This is a genomic window from Acinetobacter sp. BWR-L5, from assembly GCF_039655985.1.
GTDB classification, from domain to species: domain Bacteria; phylum Pseudomonadota; class Gammaproteobacteria; order Pseudomonadales; family Moraxellaceae; genus Acinetobacter; species Acinetobacter johnsonii.
The window spans coordinates 289,803-309,450 of the sequence record NZ_JAGFEV010000001.1; the positions used below are offsets into that span (position 1 = coordinate 289,803).

Here is a 19,648-nt window from a genome sequence, read left to right on the forward strand (position 1 = left end):
CTTGCCTGCATCAATGCCCTGAGCCGTAATGCTTGGACCGTCTTTAATGCTGAGGCCGGCATTGTTAATCAGCGTATCGCCCAGCTTTACAGAATCAAAGCTGACATCTTTCTTCGTTGCAACAGTCAGGTTATTTGCTTCACGCTTAATCTCAATGTTTTCACCATCCAAGAATTGAACAGTATCTGAGGCTTTTACTGCACTTGCAGCATCACCATTCGTCTGGATCTTCCAAGTTTGGTTTTGCAAGTTGGCAATATCACCCGTATTGCTAGTAATTTGCTCACCCTGTTTGGTCACAGTTTGGGTCAAATTAGTCACATTTTGATTGGTGCTGTTTAATTGGCTGCCATTGATAGTGTCTTTCGAAGACGCGCTGATATCACCATCCGCCACATTGGTGATTTTCTTCTTGCCCGCATCAATGCCTTGAGCAGTAATGCTTGGACCGTCTTTGATGCTTAAGCCAGCATTGTTAATGAGCGTATTACCAAGCGTGACTGAGTCGAAATTAACGTCTTTTTTAGTAGCAACTTTGTATTCTTTGCTACCATCTGCATTGGTGACATCGGTAACTGTGATGTTGTCGCCTTCCACAACGCTAGTTTTCGTACCAGCTCCAGCATTTTTTTCAATTGCTTCTGCGATAGAAGTATAATCATTACCAGCGACATTAAATGGCCCAGTTAACTTGCCATTATCACCTACAGTAACGCCACCACCAATAATATCTGCAGCACTATTTGCAACATTACCCAATACCACATTGGTTCTGTAAAGTTGGCTACCATTAATACCATCAGTACTTGTAGCACTAATATGACCAGCCGCCACATTTTTAAGCTGACGTTCAGCTCCAGCAGATCCTAAAGAAACTTGATCGCCCGCCTGACTTGCAGCACCAGCAAATGAACCAAATTTTATGCCATCAATGGTTGCTTCTATTTCTTTTGTTGCATCGGTATCTGTATTTGATTTTGAACCAATTGCGACAGCATTCGTTTTTGTTACTTTAGAGGCATTACCAATAGCAACACCACTACTTTTTTCTACTCTTGAACCAAAGCCTAAAGCTGTTGATTCTTTTGCATTGGCAGCAATAGAAGAGTTTGAGCCCAAGGCTAAACTTTTCTCAGCACCACCTTCAACAGATGCCTTACGGCCAATCGCGACAGTATCCCCAGTATTATCACCAATTTTAGAAGCAATACCGATTGCAACACCACCGTCAGAATTACCTGAATTGGCTTTAGCACCAATCGCAACTGACGCATTATCTACATCCGTTTGCGCTTGATCGGCAATTGCCCCTGTGCCAATAGCAACACTGTGCGCCCACGCCCAAGTGTCATTACCAATGGCAACACCACCTTTGTCATCGCCACTATTTGCATTTGCATTACGGCCAATGGCAATACCGTCATTGATGACACGTGAATTTTCACCGATGGCAATACCACCTTGTTGTCCAGTACCAGCAGCAACATTAGCAGAACAGCCAATTGCAATTGAGGTTGTGATGCTGGTCACTGCTGAACCACAATTTGGATCAGATATAGCAATAGAATAAGCTGAAGAATCATCACCATTGCCTACTTTCACCGCATATAGTTGTGGTGAAAGTGAAAGTAAAGCTGCAGCTAATAGACTTAAATTAATCGTTTTTTTTGTTTTCACTATGGTTAATTCAGTACTAGAGCTTGCAACCGCTTTAATACGAGTTGACGAATGCCCTTTCGCTGTTGCTAGCTCAGAAACGGCAACCCATGCACCGATTGAAGCGTTCCAAATTACTTTATAAATTTTATTCACACCAACCCGCCATTGTGACATGAGTCACATTAATAAATAATAAAGAGACAAAATCTACAGAAGGTGGGCATTATATTCATTTTTTATAATTTATCTATACTTGAGATATAATTTTTTAATCTTTTTTTTGCATCAAAGCTATTTAATCCTTGGAACTGCCAAGTTAAAGCTGGCTATGAATACCATCAAGTCCATAAACCAGATCTTTCATATAACGGATATTTTGTTAATTTTAGGAATGCTTAATCAAAATAAAATATGCAGTTCAAATCATAGAAGATCATGAGCATTTAAAATTCATTCTGGAACATTTGGGATCCAATGAAATTCTGGGGATAATTAGTACCAAAAAATAAATTTTTAAACGATTCATGCTATTGATTTTAAATATATTATTTCCATATCTGCATTGTATTAAAAAAACTATCATTTAACTCAAACCAGGCAAATAAATATTATATTTCGGGGTGAGATTATTGGAGATTTTAATAAAAATAAACGAGATATTGATGACTGTATTTTCAAAAATTGCATTTTAAACAATCAATTTAAAACCTACATAACAGTATAATAAAATCGACTCTTCCTCGAATCAGTGCTGATTTTAAAGCTAACAATTCACTCTGTTTAAAATAAATACCTTATAAAAAATAAAAGCCGATCACATGATCGGCTTTTATACAGTAAGTTATATTTATCGCGCCATTAACGCTTCAATCTCTTCTACCGACTTCACCACTTTCGCAGTCAAATTCAGTGGACCATTTTGGGTTGCTACGATGTCATCTTCAATACGAATACCAATACCACGCCATTTCGCATCGACAGTTTCATCATCAGGTGCAATGTACAAGCCCGGTTCAACAGTCACGACCATGCCTTCTTCATAGGCACGCCACACACCATCTTGCTTATATGAACCAACATCATGCACGTCCATACCCAACCAGTGCCCTGTACCATGCATATAAAACTGACGGAAACTTTCCTTTTGGATAATCTCTTCAATATCACCTTGCATAATCCCCAGATCAAGTAGACCTTGGACTAAAATGCGCACAGCAACATTATGTGGTTCTTTATACGAGTTGCCTACACGCACTGCGTCAATTGCAGCAAGTTGTGCATCGAGAATTACATTATAAAGAGCTTTTTGCTCAGGGCTGAACTTTCCATTGACGGGGAAAGTACGGGTGATGTCTGAAGCATAATATTCATATTCACACGCTGCATCGATCAGCACCAAATCGCCATCTTTTAGCTCTTTATTGTTCTCTACATAGTGCAAAATGCAAGCGTTTTCACCACCACCGACAATGCTGTTATACGACGGCACACAGCCATTTTGACCAAATACATAATTCAGCTCAGCTTCTAGAGCATATTCCATCATGCCTGGCTTAACAGTTTGCATGGCACGAATATGAGCTTGTGCAGAGATATTAGAAGCCGTTTGCATCAATGCAATTTCTTGTGCTGATTTAAACAAACGCATTTCATCTAAAATACGATCGAGCTGTATCACTTGTGCAGGTGCAGCAGTCCCACGACGTGACTCACCATTGGCCGTCGTGATCCATTTTGCTACGCGCGCATCAAATTCGGGCTGTTGCCCAATACGATAGAATAATTTTTCTTTGCTTAAGAGTTTTTCAATGATTTCTTCATCTAACAAATCTATCGCATACGCTTCGTCAGCTTCATAGTCATCTACCGCGCCATCCACACCTGCGCGATAACCATTCCAGATTTCCATCTCGCGGTCACGTTCACGGCAGAACAAACTGTAGCTATAACCGTCTTCATCATCTTCAGCAAAGGTTTCAATGACTGCTACGGCTTCGGGCTCAGCAAAACCGGTCAGATAAAAAAAGCTGCTATCGGTACGATATTTATAGTCTGCATCACGATTACGCATCGCCACTGGACTGGTTGCAATAATGGCAATACTGTTCGGACCCATTTGTGCAGCCAAACGGTCACGGCGTTCCTGAAAATCCACTTGCGTTAGTTTCATGTTTGATCTGTCTTTTTATACCAAAGAATAAAAGTGCCACGCGCACCCTATCATGTACGCGCAGCAAGTCTTATGCCAATCAGCTTGGGCGATGCGGCGTAAACATTTCTACAACATTGTTCGCTTCTGTTACAGAACGATCGATTTGTTGCTTGTTATGAAAGTGTTTAAGCAGCGAACTTTCATCAACCGCAATCTTTTTGCGGCCTACAGATAAGCTCACAGGAATTAAACGTACAAACTCGTATAACTCTTGATAACTCTCTTCACCCTCTTCGTCATCATCGGTTTCTTCAAACTCAACTGCCGCGACATCTTGTAAATGTTCGATCAGTTCCATTTCATCTGGGCGAATATGACCAGACGCCAAACCAAAGCCCAGCACTACGCCTGCGCACCAATCCGCCAAAGCTTGTACACGGTCTGCCAGCGTATGAGTGTCATCGGGAAGTAACGGTAAATAGTCCAATTCATCGTCAGAAAGTGCATGTGCGACATCTTCTGCTTCATCGGCTAACAAAGCCAAAGCTTCTTCACTTAACTCTGGAATTTCCAAAGTCGTGAGGATGTGTTGCCACTCTTCACGGCTCGGTGCCTGAGTTACACAAATGATACCCGTGAGTAAACCATGTAACTCACTTGGGCTAGAAATCTCTTCAATTTTAGAAAAATTTGGCTGCCATTCTGACCAACCTGAAATATCGTCTTGCATTCGTTTATCCAATCTCTATACTTCTTATATATTACCTTTGTTTGCAGCACTGTGCGACCACGATATGTTAGAAGAATTACAGCGTCTACAGGCGCATATTGGCGTTTTAAAAACGCGACTTGCTCATTTTGAAAGTGAAAATAGCACTTTAAATGCAGCTAAACTGGATGCTGAAGAACAGCACCGTTCTCAAGTTGTGCAAAAAAATGGCTTAATTACCCAGAAGCAAGAACAAATTGATGATTTAACTGAGCAATTAAGCAGCGCTCAGACCCAATATCAACACTTAAACACTGATGCGACTGCTTTGGCCGATCGTTATAGTCGTTTGGAAAAAAGTTGTACGGATTTAAAAAATCGCTTTCAGGAAATCTTGGCTGAACGTAATGAATTACGTGCAATTAAAGAAAAAATGAACAATGATCAGCGTCAAGCTCAGCAAGAAATCCAAGCACTTCAGCAAGAACGTGAAAGATTGTTACAAAAAAATGAGCATGCCAAAGCTAAAGTCGAAGCCATCATCCAACGTTTGGCTGTTTTAGGCACAGAGCAAGATCATCACGCGCAAGAAATTCAACAACTTGCCCACCCTACTGAAGCTGGCGAGGAAGTTTAATCATGAGCGAACCAATTACCGTTGAATTACGTGTCTTAGGTCATAGCTTTCGTTTAGTCACAACGGAAAAAGAAAAAGCCGACCTTGAACGTGCAGCTCTGCTTTTAAATGATAAATATGATGAGTTTCGCCGTAAAGCGCCACGGGTAGAACCCAGTAAAATTATCATTATGGTGGCACTAGAGTTAATGCAAGAAGTGTTGTCGATGAATAAAACACTACAAGAGTATGCACACGCAGAACGATTACTGGCAAATATTATCGATGACGTTGCGGAACTTGTTTAAACTCGACTGAATTGAATAAAGTATCAACACTTACTCCAGTTGTTTACAGTTCGTAGCGGTGTATGAGTTGCCATCAGCGTGAGATTCGTTATACTTAAGGCAACTCTGAGGTGTTCGCCAGCGGGTCTATTCCCCTGCCGATACTTAAACTTATGGATGTGTTCTGTATATTTAGAGTGTATGCCCACTTTCATGTGGGAAACCCAGCAAGTATACGTCGCGTCCACCTTGAACTCATCGGGTTCAGGGTAACGACACATGCAGCGGCATCTTCGGAGTACTTTATTTATTCTAATAACAACAACTTAAAACAAAATATACATCTCACCTTTCTCATTTGAATCCGTATAAATCATCAAAAGTAGGCATATGGTAGGCTCTAGAATTATTGTGCTATATTGCTGTGTATTGTTTCAATCAGTTAAAAAGTGCAATGGCTCAAAGACATAAGCTAACAAAAACATTTATCGATAGTCTCCCTCTAGAAGCATCGGGAAAAAAGGTTTTTTATCGTGACTCTATGACCATTGGTTTTGGTATTGTAGTTACTCAGTCTAAAACTTATTTTATAGAAACCCGCATGCCGAATGGCCAGAATAAAAGAAAAACTATTGGTAAGCATGGCGTGTACACCTTAGAGCAAGCGCGTACCGAAGCTAAACGTTTATTATTACTCATCGATCAAGGTATTGATCCTGTTGCTCAAAAAGAGCAATTGAAACGTAATTTCATACAAGCAAAGAAAATAGATGAATTAATCCCTAGTTTAGATGACGCTTATACAGTTTATAAATCAAAAAAGAAACTGAGTGCTAAAACACTTGAAGCATACGGCCGATGTGTAAAGGACTATTTTGGAGACTGGAAAGACATAAAAATAACCGAATTTTCACAAAAAATGATTCTCGATAGGTATATGCTGCTTTCCGAACGCAGCTTAGCTCAAGCTACCCTTGCCATGAAGTTTCTTTCTGCTGTTTATAACTTTAATGCATCCATTTTATACAACGATAATGATGAAAAGATTATCACTGAGAAAAGCCCTGTTGGGATTCTTTATCAAGATAAAAAGTGGAATAAGATTAAAAGTAGAAAAGGCTACATTCGATCAGACCAGATCCATGATTGGTCATTGGCCGTTTGCAATACATGGTGGGCAGGTAATCAAAACCACAATCATAGAGCATATACCAATCAAGACTATTTACTGTTGCTCGTCTTAACAGGTCTCCGCCGAGAGGAAGGTGAATCGCTCGAATGGTCAAATGTAGACTTGAAGTACGGCACTTTTAAAATTGTAGATCCGAAAAACCACGAGGATCTCTTGCTACCTATGGGCGATATGCTTTGGCATATAATGAAAGAGCGAAAAAACTTAGCAGGTGAAAATAAATATGTTTTCCCTGGCGAAACTATTGATAGCCATATCGTCGACAAAAGAAATGCTAGGGAAGCTATCACTAAAAATACGGGTATTCATTTTACTTTCCATGACTTACGCAGAACTTTTGGAACCATAGCAAACAGTCTAGCTATTGGTAGCTATACCATTAAAAAACTCATTAATCACACCACTAGTGAAGATGATAGTGATGTTACAGATAGCTATATTCAAGTGACTTTTGATGACTTACGTAAAGCTATGAATATGATTGAGGGCGTTGTTCTTTCTGAACAAGCTCGGAAGCTAATTAAGAATAGAATGCACTTTAAATCTAAATCTTTAAGAAATGCACAAAAACAATGGGTAGAACATAATCAAAAAATTATTGACCCTTTTATTACAAATGACTTTGAGATACATGATCCTAGCCAAGATTGTGAACAACACTCACCTCTAAAGATAATGTAACTTTAATCTTTAAGATTGTACCGGAAAGACTAAACCCTTTCAGACTAGACAGGTACTAACTACACTTGATAAAATTAAAACATTGTGAGGTATACAACCTCTAGCAAGCAATATACTTATCATGTTATATGGTCAGCAGAAGATAATGAGTATGTCTGTCTATGTGCTGAATTTCCGTCACTGTCTTAGCTTGATGCAGAACAATCTAAAGTATTCTCAGTGATTTTGAATCTTGTAGCTAATCTGATCAACAATAATAACAAATAAACTATACCGCTTTCAGAAAAAAGTATGGTGGGCTGTTCGTGTTCCATCAATGGTTCATCAAAAACCAACTCTTGAAGCAGCGGATCGTGGTAGAAATATGAATCTTTTGATGTTTTATTGCACAAATATTTTAAAGTAGAGCTCCCCCTAAGCGACTTAAATTTAAGTGACAACTTGAATATGAGGTCGGCCTAATTCAGTAAATTTATATAGTACTGCCACACTTGCATGAATCTCGTTGATTTGACTGTCAAAATTTCTGACGCTTAGTTTACCGCGTAATAACTTGATGCAATGTATCTTCATTTCAACCAAGCGTCGGTAATGATAGCCTGACCATTTTTCCATAATGTCCTGCCTAAACGTTTAAATGTAATGAAAGCTATCCAGAGAATTATAAAAAACTGAATAGCTTTCAGTGCTCATTTTCTAAAAATCAAAAGAGGTTTGCAGGTAATACGTTTGTGGCGCACCTACATACATTCCACCAACTTGATCAGCTGAACGTGTGTAGTATTCACGGTCAAATAGGTTTTTCACACCAAAGCCCACTTTGAGACCATTGAGTTGTGTGTTGGAAAAATCATAGGATGCCCGAACACCTACTAAACCGTAACCAGGAATGTTGCCATAGCGTCCTGTGGCATCATGGATGCCCGATGCAGTTTGACCAGATTGACCATAGAAATTAGTGTTTAGTGTCCATTGATCAACTTTATAGTCTATTCCAGCATTGCCGACCCATTGTGAATAAAAGTCGAGATCTTGTCCTTTATTTTCCCCAGCAGATGCGGTTGCTTTGGTGTAAGTGGTATTGGCATATAGCGAAATACCGCTGAGTTCGTCACTGATTGCACCGAGATTATATTTAAATCCGAACTCGGCTCCTTTGTGTTCAGTGGCACCTAAATTTGAGTAAGTTTGAGTTGCATCATCTCGTTTTAATTCATCAGAAAAATCAATATAAAACAGGGTGAATTCTAGGGATAGATATGGGTCTAAATAGTGTGTACCAATTTCATAGTTATTGGCTTTTTCAGGTTGTAAGCCTTGCATGGTCAGATAAGCACCTGACGCATTGGTATTGGCCATTTGGCTATATTGCAGTGGTGCAAAAGATTTACCGTAGTTTGCGAAAATATTCCACAACTCATTAGCTTTGTACATGACTGAAAAGCTTGGTAACACTGCATCATAGGATTTTTCAGCATGTACTCCGTTGAGTACTGATGCATCTTTATTTAATTTGTACATATTTTCGGTGGTTTTGATTTTCTCAAAACGAACACCAGGAATCAGAGACCATGCACCCACATCTGTGCGGTTGTCGATGAACAATGCATGTGCATCTGTTTTCCCGTCTGCTTTGGTCCAAGCATATTCATTTGTAGGACCTGTGACCGTGTTATAGCTTGCACGATTAACCGCTTCCTCACTGGTTTCATGTAGATAGCGATAGCCCACAGAGACTTCATTTTCAGTAGTCCCAAGTTGGTATGCATGCGAATACCGCGGCTCGATTGCCGTCACTTTATAATTACGTGGCGCTGTTTGGTACAGTTTTGATCCACTACGTTCCATTCCTGCATCACGGAAGGTGTCAGTGTGATAGGCCAAAAGCTCAAAGGCATTGTCATCTTTTTTATAGCTGTATTTAACTGAACCGTCAGTACGATGCCCTTTCATATAATCATGATTGCGCAAGGACTGATATGGATTTTCAGCAAATTGAGCAGGGGTTAAACCCCCAGGCATATCTGCATCTGCATCGTAGCGGTGTAGATTGGCTTCAATTTTTGCATATTCATCTATTGCATAAGCAGCTTTTAAGCGAATATCGTTGATGTCAGAGTCATCATTTTTATCGCGAAAACCCTCTCCATTAACGCCAGAATATAACAGCGCTAAGCCTAAACCGTTGTCTAAGGTTCCACCCACAAATAAGTTGGGGTTAAATTTTACATGACCGTTTTCTGCAATTTCTGTAGTGAGGTCGACCGTTCCAGCAAAGGTTTCAGGAATTGTACGCGAGTTAAAGTTAATAATCCCGCCTACATTTTGTGGCCCAAAGCGAACAGAGCCCGCACCACGCACCACGTCGATGCTTTCAATATTGCCTAAACTAGTGGGTGCTAAGGAGAGTTGTGATTGACCATAAGGGGCAGACGAAAGTGGAACACCGTCCACGAGGACCTGTGAGCGTGGTGAAAACCGTGACGTTAAACCACGAACACCGATGCTTAACGATGCATCACTTCCAGCTGTTCCTGCATTTTCAGGAGCTTGAATACCAGGCACAGTGCGTAAAGCCTCTTTGACAGAAGTTGCGCCTCGGTTAATCAACTCATCACGCTGAATGACTGTACGCGCTCCAGCATGATTTAGTACTTTCTGCGCATTGGCTTCATCTAACCAGTTGCCTTCGGCTTGCACAGTTATCGGGTTAAGCGTCACAGTAGGGTCTGTATCGGCTGCATAAAGTATGGAGGGAAATAAGCAGAGTGCGAGTATTGATCGTTTGAACTGGGGGCGTGACACAAGATTTCCTTGAAATGACGTAATAGGAGAAAAAACGGAGAAATTGTAAATTTTTGAAATATTATGAGAAATAAATTTAAATGTAAATGATAATTATTTTCTAAACCTTATGCGTAAATCTGATATATGAAGCTGATTAATAGTCAAATAAAAGATAACAACTAAATTATCTCTAAAAATCTGCAATCAGACATTTAGCATTTTCTATCACATCTGCGATATAACAAGTCTCGCGCAGAATTTAATCTTAACAATCTATTTTTTAAGGCATTTCTCTAAAGCCAAAATATTTGCAGAAGTTAGTTCTTTTCTCCAAATTAATTCAATCTGTATTCTTCCTAATTCTGTATCTATAGAGTGGATCGATAACAAATCTTTATTTTGGAAATTATCAAACATAGTTTTAGGAATAATCGCAATTCCCATTCCTGCTGCTACACCACCAAGAATGGTATGGTAGGATGCAACTTCAGCTATTCTTTTGGGCGTCATATTGCAGGACTGATACCAACTTAAAAGTCGATCTCGATAAGAGCACCCTTCTTTAAAAACAAGCACTGTTGCATTTTTTGCATCTAAAGGCGTTAAAATCTTAGAGTAGTTCTGGGGGGCAATGATAATGAGCTCTTCATCAAAAATAACAGTTCTATTCAGAATCGGATTTTGAGGTGCATCACCAATCAAAATTGCATCTAGATGACCATCCAAAAGCGATTGATATAAGCCATCACGTATACCCGTAGAAAAGTCTAATTCAATAGCTGGATAAGTCTCATATAGCCTTGCAAGTGGTAATGGCAATCTTGACGCAGCCATGCTTTCTAAGGCGCCTAATCTAAATGTCCCACAGGGCTGATCAGCTTTAATTTTATTTTCTGCTTCATTGGCTAACGCTACTATTTGCTTTGCATATTGGTAGAGCATTAATGCTTTTGGCGTTGCAATTAAACATTTTTTCTCACGTACAAAAAGCTGAGTGCTTAATGAGTCTTCAAGTTGTTGCAAACGAATGGTAATCGCGGAAGGTACTCTATTTAGTATTCTAGCTGTTCTAGTGATACTTCCTGTTTCAATAAGCACAATGAGCGTTTTAAGTTGGCTAATATCCATAGTTCAATAAATTTAAACATTTCACTAAATATTATTTAATTTTATTGAACATTGCTACTCTCTAAGATTAGGGGCATTGATTTTATAATGTAAAGAGAATAGCAATGCCGTACGTAAATGTGAGACTAACAGGAGGAAATGAAGCTCCAACTGTTGAACAAAAAAAACAGATTATTGAAGGGATTACTCTACTCTTAGTGACTGTTTTAAATAAAAATCCAGCAACAACTACGATTATCATTGATGAAGTAGACATGGACAATTGGGGCATAGCAGGAAAAACAACAACAGAACGTAGACTAGAGACTAAGAAATGAAAAAAATTGGGTTAATTGGTGGAATAGGACCAGAATCCACTCTTCTTTACTATAAAAAACTGGTTTATCAATTGCAGCGTGAAGTCGGACCAACCTTTTTTCCTCACTTAGCTATCGAAAGCTTGAATGTATTTGATGTTTTAGCATTCTGTGAAAATAAAGATTTGGAGGGATTGGTTTCTTATCTAATGAATGGGATTAATAATCTTATTGTAGGTGGGGCAGAAGTTATTGCATTAACTGGCAATACTCCTCACATTGTTTTTGATCAACTTCAAAAACGTTCTTCAGTGCAATTGATCAGTATTGTAGAGGCGACAAAAGATGAAGCTCAGCATCAAGGTTATACAAAAGTTGGACTATTAGGAACCAAGTTTACAATGCAGGAGGAATTCTTTAAATCTCCTTTTATCAAAGCAGGAATAAGTATCGTAACACCTCATAACGATGAGCAATTATTTATTGCAGATAAAATCTCCAAAGAGTTAGAACATGGCGTTGTATCAGATGAAACTCAAAAAGTAATGCTTCAAATTGTGCAAAGAATGCATGATGACGATGGCATTGACGCAATCATATTAGGTTGCACTGAACTACCTTTAATCTTCATGGGTACAGCCTTACCTATCCCAACTTTGGATACCCTAGACATTCATATTCAAAAGATGTTAATTGCTGTTAAAAATTAACACCCCCTAAAATCATGGGAACACTCTTGAAAAGCCATTTAAGTGTTCAAAACAATAGAATGGCTTTTCATAGTTCTCAGCAAAGATTTACACAATGTAAGCATACCTAGATCCAAGTGATACGTTTTCCCAAAATCGGTTGATATTCACTGATTTCATTACTTATAAAAGTTAATTTAATAATGAAATAAACTCAGTTTTACTTATAAATAAAAACAATTACAATTCTCATTAACATTCACTATTTCTCCACATTTATGTTGTATAGAAAATCCCCTCTTATCCTAGCGATGCTTCCCTTTATCGTTTCTACAGCGTATGCACAATCTCATTCCACTGAGAGCGAGTCTACGACTCTACCTACCCTTACCATACAAGCCCAAGAAACTAAATCACCGTATGTTGCTCAGAATGCAGCATCTTTACTCAAATCTGATGCTTCACTTTTTGAAACAGCTCAATCCGTAAGTGTTGTCACACGTGAACAATTAGATCAAAAGCAAGCGACAACCTTAGCTGAAGCAATCAATGGTGTTGCTGGTGTAGTCTCTGGTCAACGTGGTCGCCGCGGATGGGATGACTTCAATATTCGTGGGCAAGGTGCGAATAACCAAATCTTTGTTGATGGGCTTAGAACATCTGCCCGATCTGCTGTTGCGGTTGATTTATCTGGGATTGATCAAGTACAAGTACTTAAAGGCCCTGCATCTGTAAGCTTTGGGCAAGTAGCACCTGGCGGTTTAGTAAATTTAGTGACTAAACGCCCTGAAGCGGAAAGTTTTGCTCAAACAGACTTAAGCTATGGAAGTTATGATTTTAAACAAGCCAGCTTCGATTTGAACTATGCTCCGCGTGAAACCGAAAAAGGAGCCTTCCGTTTAACAGGTCGCTATGCAGATCAAGATGATCCTGTTGACTATGTTTATTTTAAAAACCTATACATCTCTCCAACTTATAATTTTGATTTAGGAGATCGAGCTGATCTTTCCGTGATTGCCAGCTATCAACATCGTGAATATCAACGTTATCAAGGCGCACCATTAGTCGGTACATTACTTCCAAGCGCTTTAGGTAAGATTGATTCCTCTTTCTTTAGTGGAGATCCATCATCAGATCCTTACAAAGCCGATGTATATCGTGCTGGTTGGAACTTTAAATATGATTTTGGTAATGACTTAATTTTCAAGCAAAATGCGGCTGTTCAAAAAACTGAAATGAATGGTGGTTTCATTTCTCTACAAGCAGGTGGTACTGAAACTGCGGTAAAACGTCGATTAGAAGTTCAAGATTGGGATTATACCAATTACACAATCGACAATAATCTTCAGAAGAAGTTCCAAATTGGCAACAGTGAACATGATCTACTGTTCGGTTTTGACGTTATACAGGAGAAGCGTGAAACAGCTGCTGACCGTTGTAACTTTGCGACGATTAACCCTTTCGCACCACAGTATAATCAAGGTTGTATCAACACGCTCAGTTTGAATAGCCATAGTATTACCAATTTACGAGATATGGGACTTTATGCCCGAAATCGCATCAGTTTAAGCGATCAGTGGATCATCAATTTGGCTGGTCGATATGACTGGGCAAAATCCTCCTCAGAGAATGTCCTAAAAGGGACTAAAACAGATCCTCAAGAAGATCATGCTTTTACTGGTAATGCATCGATCATGTATTTAGCGAATGACTTTATTGCACCTTACGTTAGTTATGCGACTTCTTTTGTTCCCAATATTGGTACCGATAAAAATGATGCCCTATTCGACCCAGAAAAAGGCAAGCAATATGAAGCAGGCATTAAGTTCCAAAGTTCAGATCAACTGATTCAAGGTGCATTATCTTGGTTTGATTTGCGTCGTCAGAATGTTCTAGTGAATGATCCAACTGATATTAGCTACCAAATTACTGAGGGTGAGCAGACTACTCGTGGTATAGAAGCTGAAATCAATGCCGCAATTAATGATCATTGGACTGCTTCTGGAGCATATGCTTATACATATGACTCTAAAACAACTAAAAGTACTGATATCAGCAGTATTGGACAACGTTTAGAAAATACTCCAGAACATACATATAGCTTAATGGCTCGTTATCGTCCTCAAGGTTCTTTGGGATGGTATGTAGGTGCAGGAATTACGGGTGCCAGTGAAACAGAATTGTCAGGTCTCGATATTGATCTACCTGCTTATACTATTTATAACGCTGACGCAGGCTATGATACAGAACACTGGGGAGCACAATTATCTGTTCGCAATCTTTTTAATAAAAACTACTATTCGGGTGTAATTGATAACCGAGTTGTGGCTTTCGGTAATCCCCGTCAAGTAAATTTCACGGTCAAATTCAAGTATTAAAAATATTTTTAAGAATACAAATTAAGAAAAGTGTGGGCAGATGCCCACACTTTTCTTTCTAATTCATTTAAGGATTTGATTTCCATGCAAATTTCGATGCATCAATACTATTCGGAATCAATGTCTGGCCATAAAAAAGATCTGCTATTTTCTGCTGCGATTCAATCACTTCTGGCGTTAAGATCGCTACAGGATTAGGAATGGGTTTTTTGTTAATTACTTGTTCTGCAATTTGAGTATTTAGTCCTGTGCTCTTGGCCAAAATTTCTGTAGCTTCAGACTTATGCGTTCTAATCCATTCATCAGTTTGGTTTAAAACTGCTAGTACTTTTTCAGCATCATTCGGGTGATCTTTAATAAATTGAGGCTGAGCTAAATAATAATTATAGGTTGCTGGTAGATGAGTAGACTCAAATAAAATTTTAGCGTTACCGTCAATTTCAGCAGCGCTAATGTATGGGTCCCACACAGCCCATGCATCTATTGCTTTCTTGTCAAGTGCGGCGCGAGCATCTGAAGGACTAAGCCATATTGGTTGTATATCCGACCAAGATAAATTTGCATGTTTTAATGTTTCTGCTAAGAAATTATGCGCACTAGACCCTCGAGTTAAAGCGATTCGCTTATTTTTTAAATCTGCAAGATTCTTAATGCCACTTTCATTTGGGAGAAGAATTGCATGAGCTTGACTTGATGACTGCTCATAGCCCAAGTAATTTAAAGGCTTTCCAGCAGATAAAGCAAATACAATCGGAGCATCTCCTGTATAGCCAAAATCAATAGATTTGACCGATAAAGCCTCTAAGGTTTGAGGGCCTGCTGGAAATTCTTTCCATTCAATTTTTACATTTGGAAATTCTTTTTCAAAAAGTTGATTTTCTTTTGCCACAATAAGTTTAAGTGCCGCTTTTTGATAACCAATACTTAAAGTACTCATATTTTTTACGTCATCTTGTTTATCTTCTGCTGGTTGTTTTGAACAACCAGAAAGCGCAAATCCACTTGCCAAAATGGTAGCTAAACTAAGGCTTAATACTTTATTCATATTGAAAGAACTAAATTTAATTTTTGCACAAGTGTACAAACTTAATCTCATCCTTATAAATATTTAATATTCACATAAATATTTATCTTAACGAAATACTGTTGTTATTGTTGTTGATGAACACACATTAAAAAAGGCCTGAGAGTTGAGATCAGACCTTTTAGATTCACAAAGTTTTCGGAACCCATGAACCATAAATAAAATTTATCACAACCACGTAATTCAAGTAAACCGTATTTTTTCACAGAGCAAAGTGATTAAGCTCAGGAATAGACAATATTTGTCTAAGAAAAGTTGTTGCACAAAGATTCAAAAAATAAAATACTCCTAAGCGACTCAAATTTAAGTGACAAGCAGCATTTAGCGTCATAGGCTCCATCGGTATAGATAGAATCCATTCTCTCATCAAGTGGTATTTGACCAAGTAAATCACCAAGTACCTGTGAATCACCGATATTGCTCGTTGTGAGCTGAACTGCATGTATTTGCAGCGTTTAAGCATCGATACCAATGCGAAGTTTACGCCTTTGTCGACGATAGACATAGTCTTGATAATTTCAAAAAGCGATTAAAGGAACTTGAAATTAAAATTGCTCAAGAAGGCATTCAGTTGAATCTTCAGCAGACTTCCTCTGCCTCTAAGTATTTTTCTTTTGCCTTAGGTTAAGGTTTAGCGGATGGTTTAGTTTTAGGTGGACGTTTATTAGTTTTCTGGAAGTAGTGGTCTGCGTTCATATTTTTCGCCCATTAAAAAACCGCACTAATCGTAATTAGTGCGGTTTTTTTAACTCTTAACGTATTATTCAGATTCTTTCCAAAAGATGATTGCCAATTTAAACTCATACTTTAATAAAAGTGCACAGACAACCAAAAAAAAACTAATAATAAACAATAAAAGATCAAATTTAAAAAATGCTACGGTCAGCACAATAATTCCAAATAAAATCAGGGTATAAAAGATAAAAACACCAAGTTTTTCTTTCATTTTACCCTCCCCGAATAAAGAAGAATAGAAGAGTCGCTAAATTAAGATTTACTTCATAAAAACACAATACTGAGAATGATTGATTTTTGCGAATGATTAACAATTGTTAAACTCAATAATCAACACTTATTGTGACATAATTTACCTTTTACAAAATTTATGATAAATAAATCAATATATACAACTCTTTACGAGTACCATTCCCATTAAATAAAGTTAAGCTATTTTTACTTTTCATTCTGAATTATTGAATTACATTTAACTTATCCATTAAAAAACCACCGAAAGGTGGTTCATTCAACTTCCCTAAATGTAAATTTTATTGAACTTCAAAATAGTGCTTTTCTGTCACAATCTTAATTTCGATACCTTTGTAGTAACGAATCATAGGGTACTTAGTATCTTTAGTAACTCTCTCAGCAAAATTATTTTCACGCATAAGTGCAGTATAGGTTCGATACCCAATTACCAATAGCTTAGGTTTTAGATCTTTCTCGATAAAATTATAAAGTTGCTTTTTAACATCTTTAACACTAATTCCCACGGTCAGCCCCCTATTTGTAGTCCCATACAAATAGCAATTAATTATTTCAAAAATATTACAACAGCTGAATAATCATCAATCTTATAAAAAGAAAAACCCCCGCTCAAGTATTCATAAGCGAGGACTGAAGTGCCGTAAAACATCGGCCAGAGGGTTAGTAAGTAACTAATCCGCTTAATGCTTCCCCAATAGATAAGCAGCTATTTACTTGATTTTTCTTCTTATCGACTGCAACTATACTTTCGCTATATTTCAATTTTATTAAAAAAACCCCGCTGATAATCCTTTTTAGCGAGGCCTGGAGTACCGTAATAACTACGGCAAACTACTTAACTTCTTTTAAACATTCCCTACAAACGCAGACTTCTTCATCGTCAATTGTGTAATCAATTTCAGTCGCACCATGAAGGCCAAATAAACACTTCAATAATTTGATCATGATTTTGCTCTTCGCAAAAAAAACCTCCTTAGCATAGGAGGTTGACTACAACTTATAGTCGACATGTGCATTATATATAGGAAATCCAAGATGTAATTTGCTTATTATTACAATAAATTATGTTTTTATGAGATCTAAGTCGCGGTTTAATATGATAAACATTTGGTAAAGGGTTAGAGTGTAGTTCTGACTTAGGTGGCGCTTTTTAGTTTTCCAGAAATAGTCATCTGCGTTCGAAACCAAGATGCATTGCATCAAATTATTAGGCGATAAACTCTGCTCAAGGAATTTTGACAGCCAATTCAATGAGATCCATACACCTTGCGCAGCAGTGCTGCTCACATATTAAATAAATTTGCAGAATTAGGCAGACCTCATACCCAAGTTGTAACCTAAATTTTAGCATCTTAGTAAAGCTCTATCTCCAAAGTCTTTATGTAGCAAAGCCGTACCAACATCTCAGAAAATCTTAACGCGACTATAATATTGAAATATTATTCAAAGATAGCTATTATCAATAATGATTATCATTCATAAACTGTAATTTATGGACAATCTTGTCGAACATCTCTATCAAGACCATCATCAATGGCTTTGCTGTTGGTTATCCAAGAAAATACAAAATCAGCAATCTGCCGAAGATCTTGTTCAGGATACTTTTATTTCAATAATTGAGAAACCTCAACAAATTCAGAATATTCAAGAACATCGAGCATTTTTACTCACCGTAGCTAAACGAAAACTTTTTAACTTTTGGCGTAGACAAGACTTGGAAAAAGCCTATTTGCAGAGTTTACAAGACGTTGGCATCCATCAAGAGAGTATTCCTGCTGAGCATTTATGTTTGATACAAGAGGCTTTGAATTATATTGATCAGCTTCTAGAAGGTTTACCAATTTTGGTACAACAGACATTTTTACTTAAAAAAATGGAACTTTTAACTCATCCTGAAATTGCTCAGATCATGAATATTTCTTTAGCAAGCGTAGAACGTTATATGAAACAAGCTACAATTCATTGCCTGCTACTACGTAAAACTATGCCGAATGATTGATGATCAATCCCCTCTTTCAAATAAAAACATTGACCCTGTCATGCTTAAAGCAGTCGACTGGATGGTATTGTTAGAATCAGGTTTAGCGAACGAAGATGATTATCAAGACTTTCAGGAGTGGCTTAATGCAAATAGGCTCCACCAACAAATCTGGCAAGAATTACAACAAAGTGTAGAACAACCTTTTCAGCAGCTTCATCAACAAAGTTTAAATGCAAACTTACCTGTAAATGTAGTCACTCAGTCTGTTCTACAAGCAAATAAACAACGAGTTAAACGAATGATCAAAGGGGGATTCTCACTCATTCTTATTATGGGTTTTGGAACGTTCTTCTGGTTACAACAAACACGCCCATTGTCCTTTTTTCAGGCTGATTATTACACTCGAACAGCCGAACAGAAACAGATTAAACTTAAGGATGGTAGTCAGATCACGTTAGCAGCTTATTCTGCAATTAAAGTAGACTACAGTGAAAATCAACGGAATATTTACTTGCTAGATGGTTCACTTATTGCCAATGTCATTGCTGATAAAAAGCGACCATTTTTCGTTCATACCAATCAGGCGAAAATGCAGGCACTTGGTACAGAGTTTATGGTCAACCAACAGACAGATTACAGTGATTTAGCAGTACTAAAGCATACGGTTAAAGCAAGTAATACTCATCGATTTAAAGTTGTAGAGCAAGGTCATACCGTTCGCGTTAACAAACATCAAATTCAGGATTTGGGAATTTCAGCTGAAAGTTTAGCAGGATGGAAAGATGGTGTTTTACAAGTTGAAGATATGCGATTATCCGAATTTATTGAATTAGTAAAGCCTTATCATCGCGGTGCGATTTATTTAAGTGATAATATCAAAAATATGAAAGTTTATGGTGTGTTCTATTTGAATGATACTGATAAAATCCTAGAAGTCTTAAAAACCACACAACCCATTAACGTTTATCAAAAACTAGGGCTAGTCTATATTTCAAAATCAGATCAAAAAATAAACGATTAAAAAG

The 19,648-nt window shown here is 37.9% G+C and carries 16 protein-coding genes, 1 other RNA gene and 3 pseudogenes; 10 read left to right on the plus strand and 10 right to left on the minus strand.

What is annotated here, in order from left to right:
- From JZ787_RS01465 to JZ787_RS01475, 3 genes are all read right to left on the minus strand, one after another.
- The coding region (locus tag JZ787_RS01465) for an ESPR-type extended signal peptide-containing protein (protein ID WP_346311482.1) at nt 1-1,833 on the minus strand (1,833 nt) is incomplete at its 3' end.
- A 673-nt stretch (nt 1,834-2,506) separates the two neighbouring features.
- Entirely contained in the window at nt 2,507-3,829 is a 1,323-nt protein-coding gene (gene pepP, locus JZ787_RS01470) for a Xaa-Pro aminopeptidase (RefSeq protein ID WP_218287996.1), read from the minus strand.
- A 79-nt stretch (nt 3,830-3,908) separates the two neighbouring features.
- Nucleotides 3,909-4,541 (minus strand): UPF0149 family protein, encoded by a 633-nt coding sequence (locus JZ787_RS01475; protein ID WP_218287997.1) that lies wholly within the window; start codon nt 4,539-4,541, stop codon nt 3,909-3,911.
- Nucleotides 4,542-4,605: 64 nt separating this feature from the next.
- On the opposite strand from JZ787_RS01475, the gene JZ787_RS01480 reads away from it, so the two are divergent.
- From JZ787_RS01480 to JZ787_RS01495, 4 genes are all read left to right on the plus strand, one after another.
- A complete protein-coding gene (locus JZ787_RS01480; RefSeq protein WP_010326327.1) occupies nt 4,606-5,157 on the plus strand; it encodes a hypothetical protein in 552 nt (183 codons plus the stop codon).
- A 2-nt stretch (nt 5,158-5,159) separates the two neighbouring features.
- Entirely contained in the window at nt 5,160-5,444 is a 285-nt protein-coding gene (locus tag JZ787_RS01485) for a cell division protein ZapA (protein WP_004694243.1), read from the plus strand.
- Between the two features lie 99 nt (nt 5,445-5,543).
- A non-coding RNA gene (ssrS, locus tag JZ787_RS01490) (6S RNA) lies at nt 5,544-5,727 on the plus strand.
- Nucleotides 5,728-5,877: 150 nt separating this feature from the next.
- Nucleotides 5,878-7,296, plus strand: a complete 1,419-nt coding sequence (locus tag JZ787_RS01495; RefSeq protein ID WP_234965622.1) for an integrase family protein — start codon at nt 5,878-5,880, stop codon at nt 7,294-7,296.
- A 429-nt stretch (nt 7,297-7,725) separates the two neighbouring features.
- Here JZ787_RS01495 and JZ787_RS01500 read toward each other — a convergent pair.
- The 3 genes and pseudogenes from JZ787_RS01500 to JZ787_RS01510 all read right to left on the minus strand — a co-directional run.
- Nucleotides 7,726-7,937: pseudogene (locus JZ787_RS01500) on the minus strand (IS5/IS1182 family transposase); the annotation flags it as partial.
- Between the two features lie 55 nt (nt 7,938-7,992).
- A complete protein-coding gene (locus JZ787_RS01505; RefSeq protein ID WP_234965621.1) occupies nt 7,993-10,101 on the minus strand; it encodes a TonB-dependent siderophore receptor in 2,109 nt (702 codons plus the stop codon).
- Between the two features lie 255 nt (nt 10,102-10,356).
- Nucleotides 10,357-11,211: a LysR substrate-binding domain-containing protein gene (locus JZ787_RS01510; protein WP_234965620.1), complete on the minus strand. Its 855-nt coding sequence runs from the start codon at nt 11,209-11,211 to the stop codon at nt 10,357-10,359.
- Between the two features lie 104 nt (nt 11,212-11,315).
- Between JZ787_RS01510 and JZ787_RS01515 the strand changes: the two genes are divergently transcribed.
- The 3 genes from JZ787_RS01515 (at nt 11,316) to JZ787_RS01525 (ending at nt 14,574) form a co-directional block, all read left to right on the plus strand.
- Nucleotides 11,316-11,528: a 4-oxalocrotonate tautomerase family protein gene (locus JZ787_RS01515; RefSeq protein ID WP_234965619.1), complete on the plus strand. Its 213-nt coding sequence runs from the start codon at nt 11,316-11,318 to the stop codon at nt 11,526-11,528.
- Entirely contained in the window at nt 11,525-12,217 is a 693-nt protein-coding gene (locus JZ787_RS01520) for an amino acid racemase (RefSeq protein ID WP_234965618.1), read from the plus strand. Before JZ787_RS01515 ends, JZ787_RS01520 begins: the two co-directional genes overlap by 4 nt.
- 290 nt (nt 12,218-12,507) lie before the next feature.
- Nucleotides 12,508-14,574 (plus strand): TonB-dependent siderophore receptor, encoded by a 2,067-nt coding sequence (locus JZ787_RS01525; protein WP_328284382.1) that lies wholly within the window; start codon nt 12,508-12,510, stop codon nt 14,572-14,574.
- Nucleotides 14,575-14,641: 67 nt separating this feature from the next.
- Here JZ787_RS01525 and JZ787_RS01530 read toward each other — a convergent pair whose 3' ends face one another.
- The 4 genes and pseudogenes from JZ787_RS01530 to JZ787_RS01545 all read right to left on the minus strand — a co-directional run bounded on the left by JZ787_RS01530 (nt 14,642) and on the right by JZ787_RS01545 (nt 17,148).
- On the minus strand, nt 14,642-15,619 hold the full coding sequence (locus JZ787_RS01530) for an aliphatic sulfonate ABC transporter substrate-binding protein (protein WP_234965616.1): 978 nt from the start codon (nt 15,617-15,619) through the stop codon (nt 14,642-14,644).
- Between the two features lie 353 nt (nt 15,620-15,972).
- A pseudogene (locus JZ787_RS01535) lies at nt 15,973-16,158 on the minus strand (transposase); the annotation flags it as partial.
- Nucleotides 16,159-16,418: 260 nt separating this feature from the next.
- Nucleotides 16,419-16,604, minus strand: coding sequence for a hypothetical protein (locus JZ787_RS01540; RefSeq protein ID WP_234965615.1), 186 nt, complete (start codon nt 16,602-16,604; stop codon nt 16,419-16,421).
- 319 nt (nt 16,605-16,923) lie between these two features.
- Nucleotides 16,924-17,148, minus strand: coding sequence for a hypothetical protein (locus JZ787_RS01545; RefSeq protein WP_234965614.1), 225 nt, complete (start codon nt 17,146-17,148; stop codon nt 16,924-16,926).
- Between the two features lie 674 nt (nt 17,149-17,822).
- Here JZ787_RS01545 and JZ787_RS01550 point away from each other — a divergent pair.
- The 3 genes and pseudogenes from JZ787_RS01550 to JZ787_RS01560 form a co-directional block, all read left to right on the plus strand.
- Nucleotides 17,823-17,983 (plus strand): annotated as a pseudogene (locus JZ787_RS01550) (IS5/IS1182 family transposase); the annotation flags it as partial.
- A gap of 151 nt (nt 17,984-18,134) precedes the next feature.
- Nucleotides 18,135-18,641, plus strand: coding sequence for a sigma-70 family RNA polymerase sigma factor (locus JZ787_RS01555; RefSeq protein ID WP_346311483.1), 507 nt, complete (start codon nt 18,135-18,137; stop codon nt 18,639-18,641).
- Nucleotides 18,634-19,644 carry a FecR domain-containing protein gene (locus JZ787_RS01560; RefSeq protein ID WP_346311484.1) on the plus strand — a complete coding sequence of 337 codons (1,011 nt, stop codon included), beginning with the start codon at nt 18,634-18,636 and terminating at the stop codon, nt 19,642-19,644. The genes JZ787_RS01555 and JZ787_RS01560 overlap by 8 nt, the downstream gene beginning before the upstream one ends.
- The last annotated feature ends 4 nt before the right edge of the window (nt 19,645-19,648 follow it).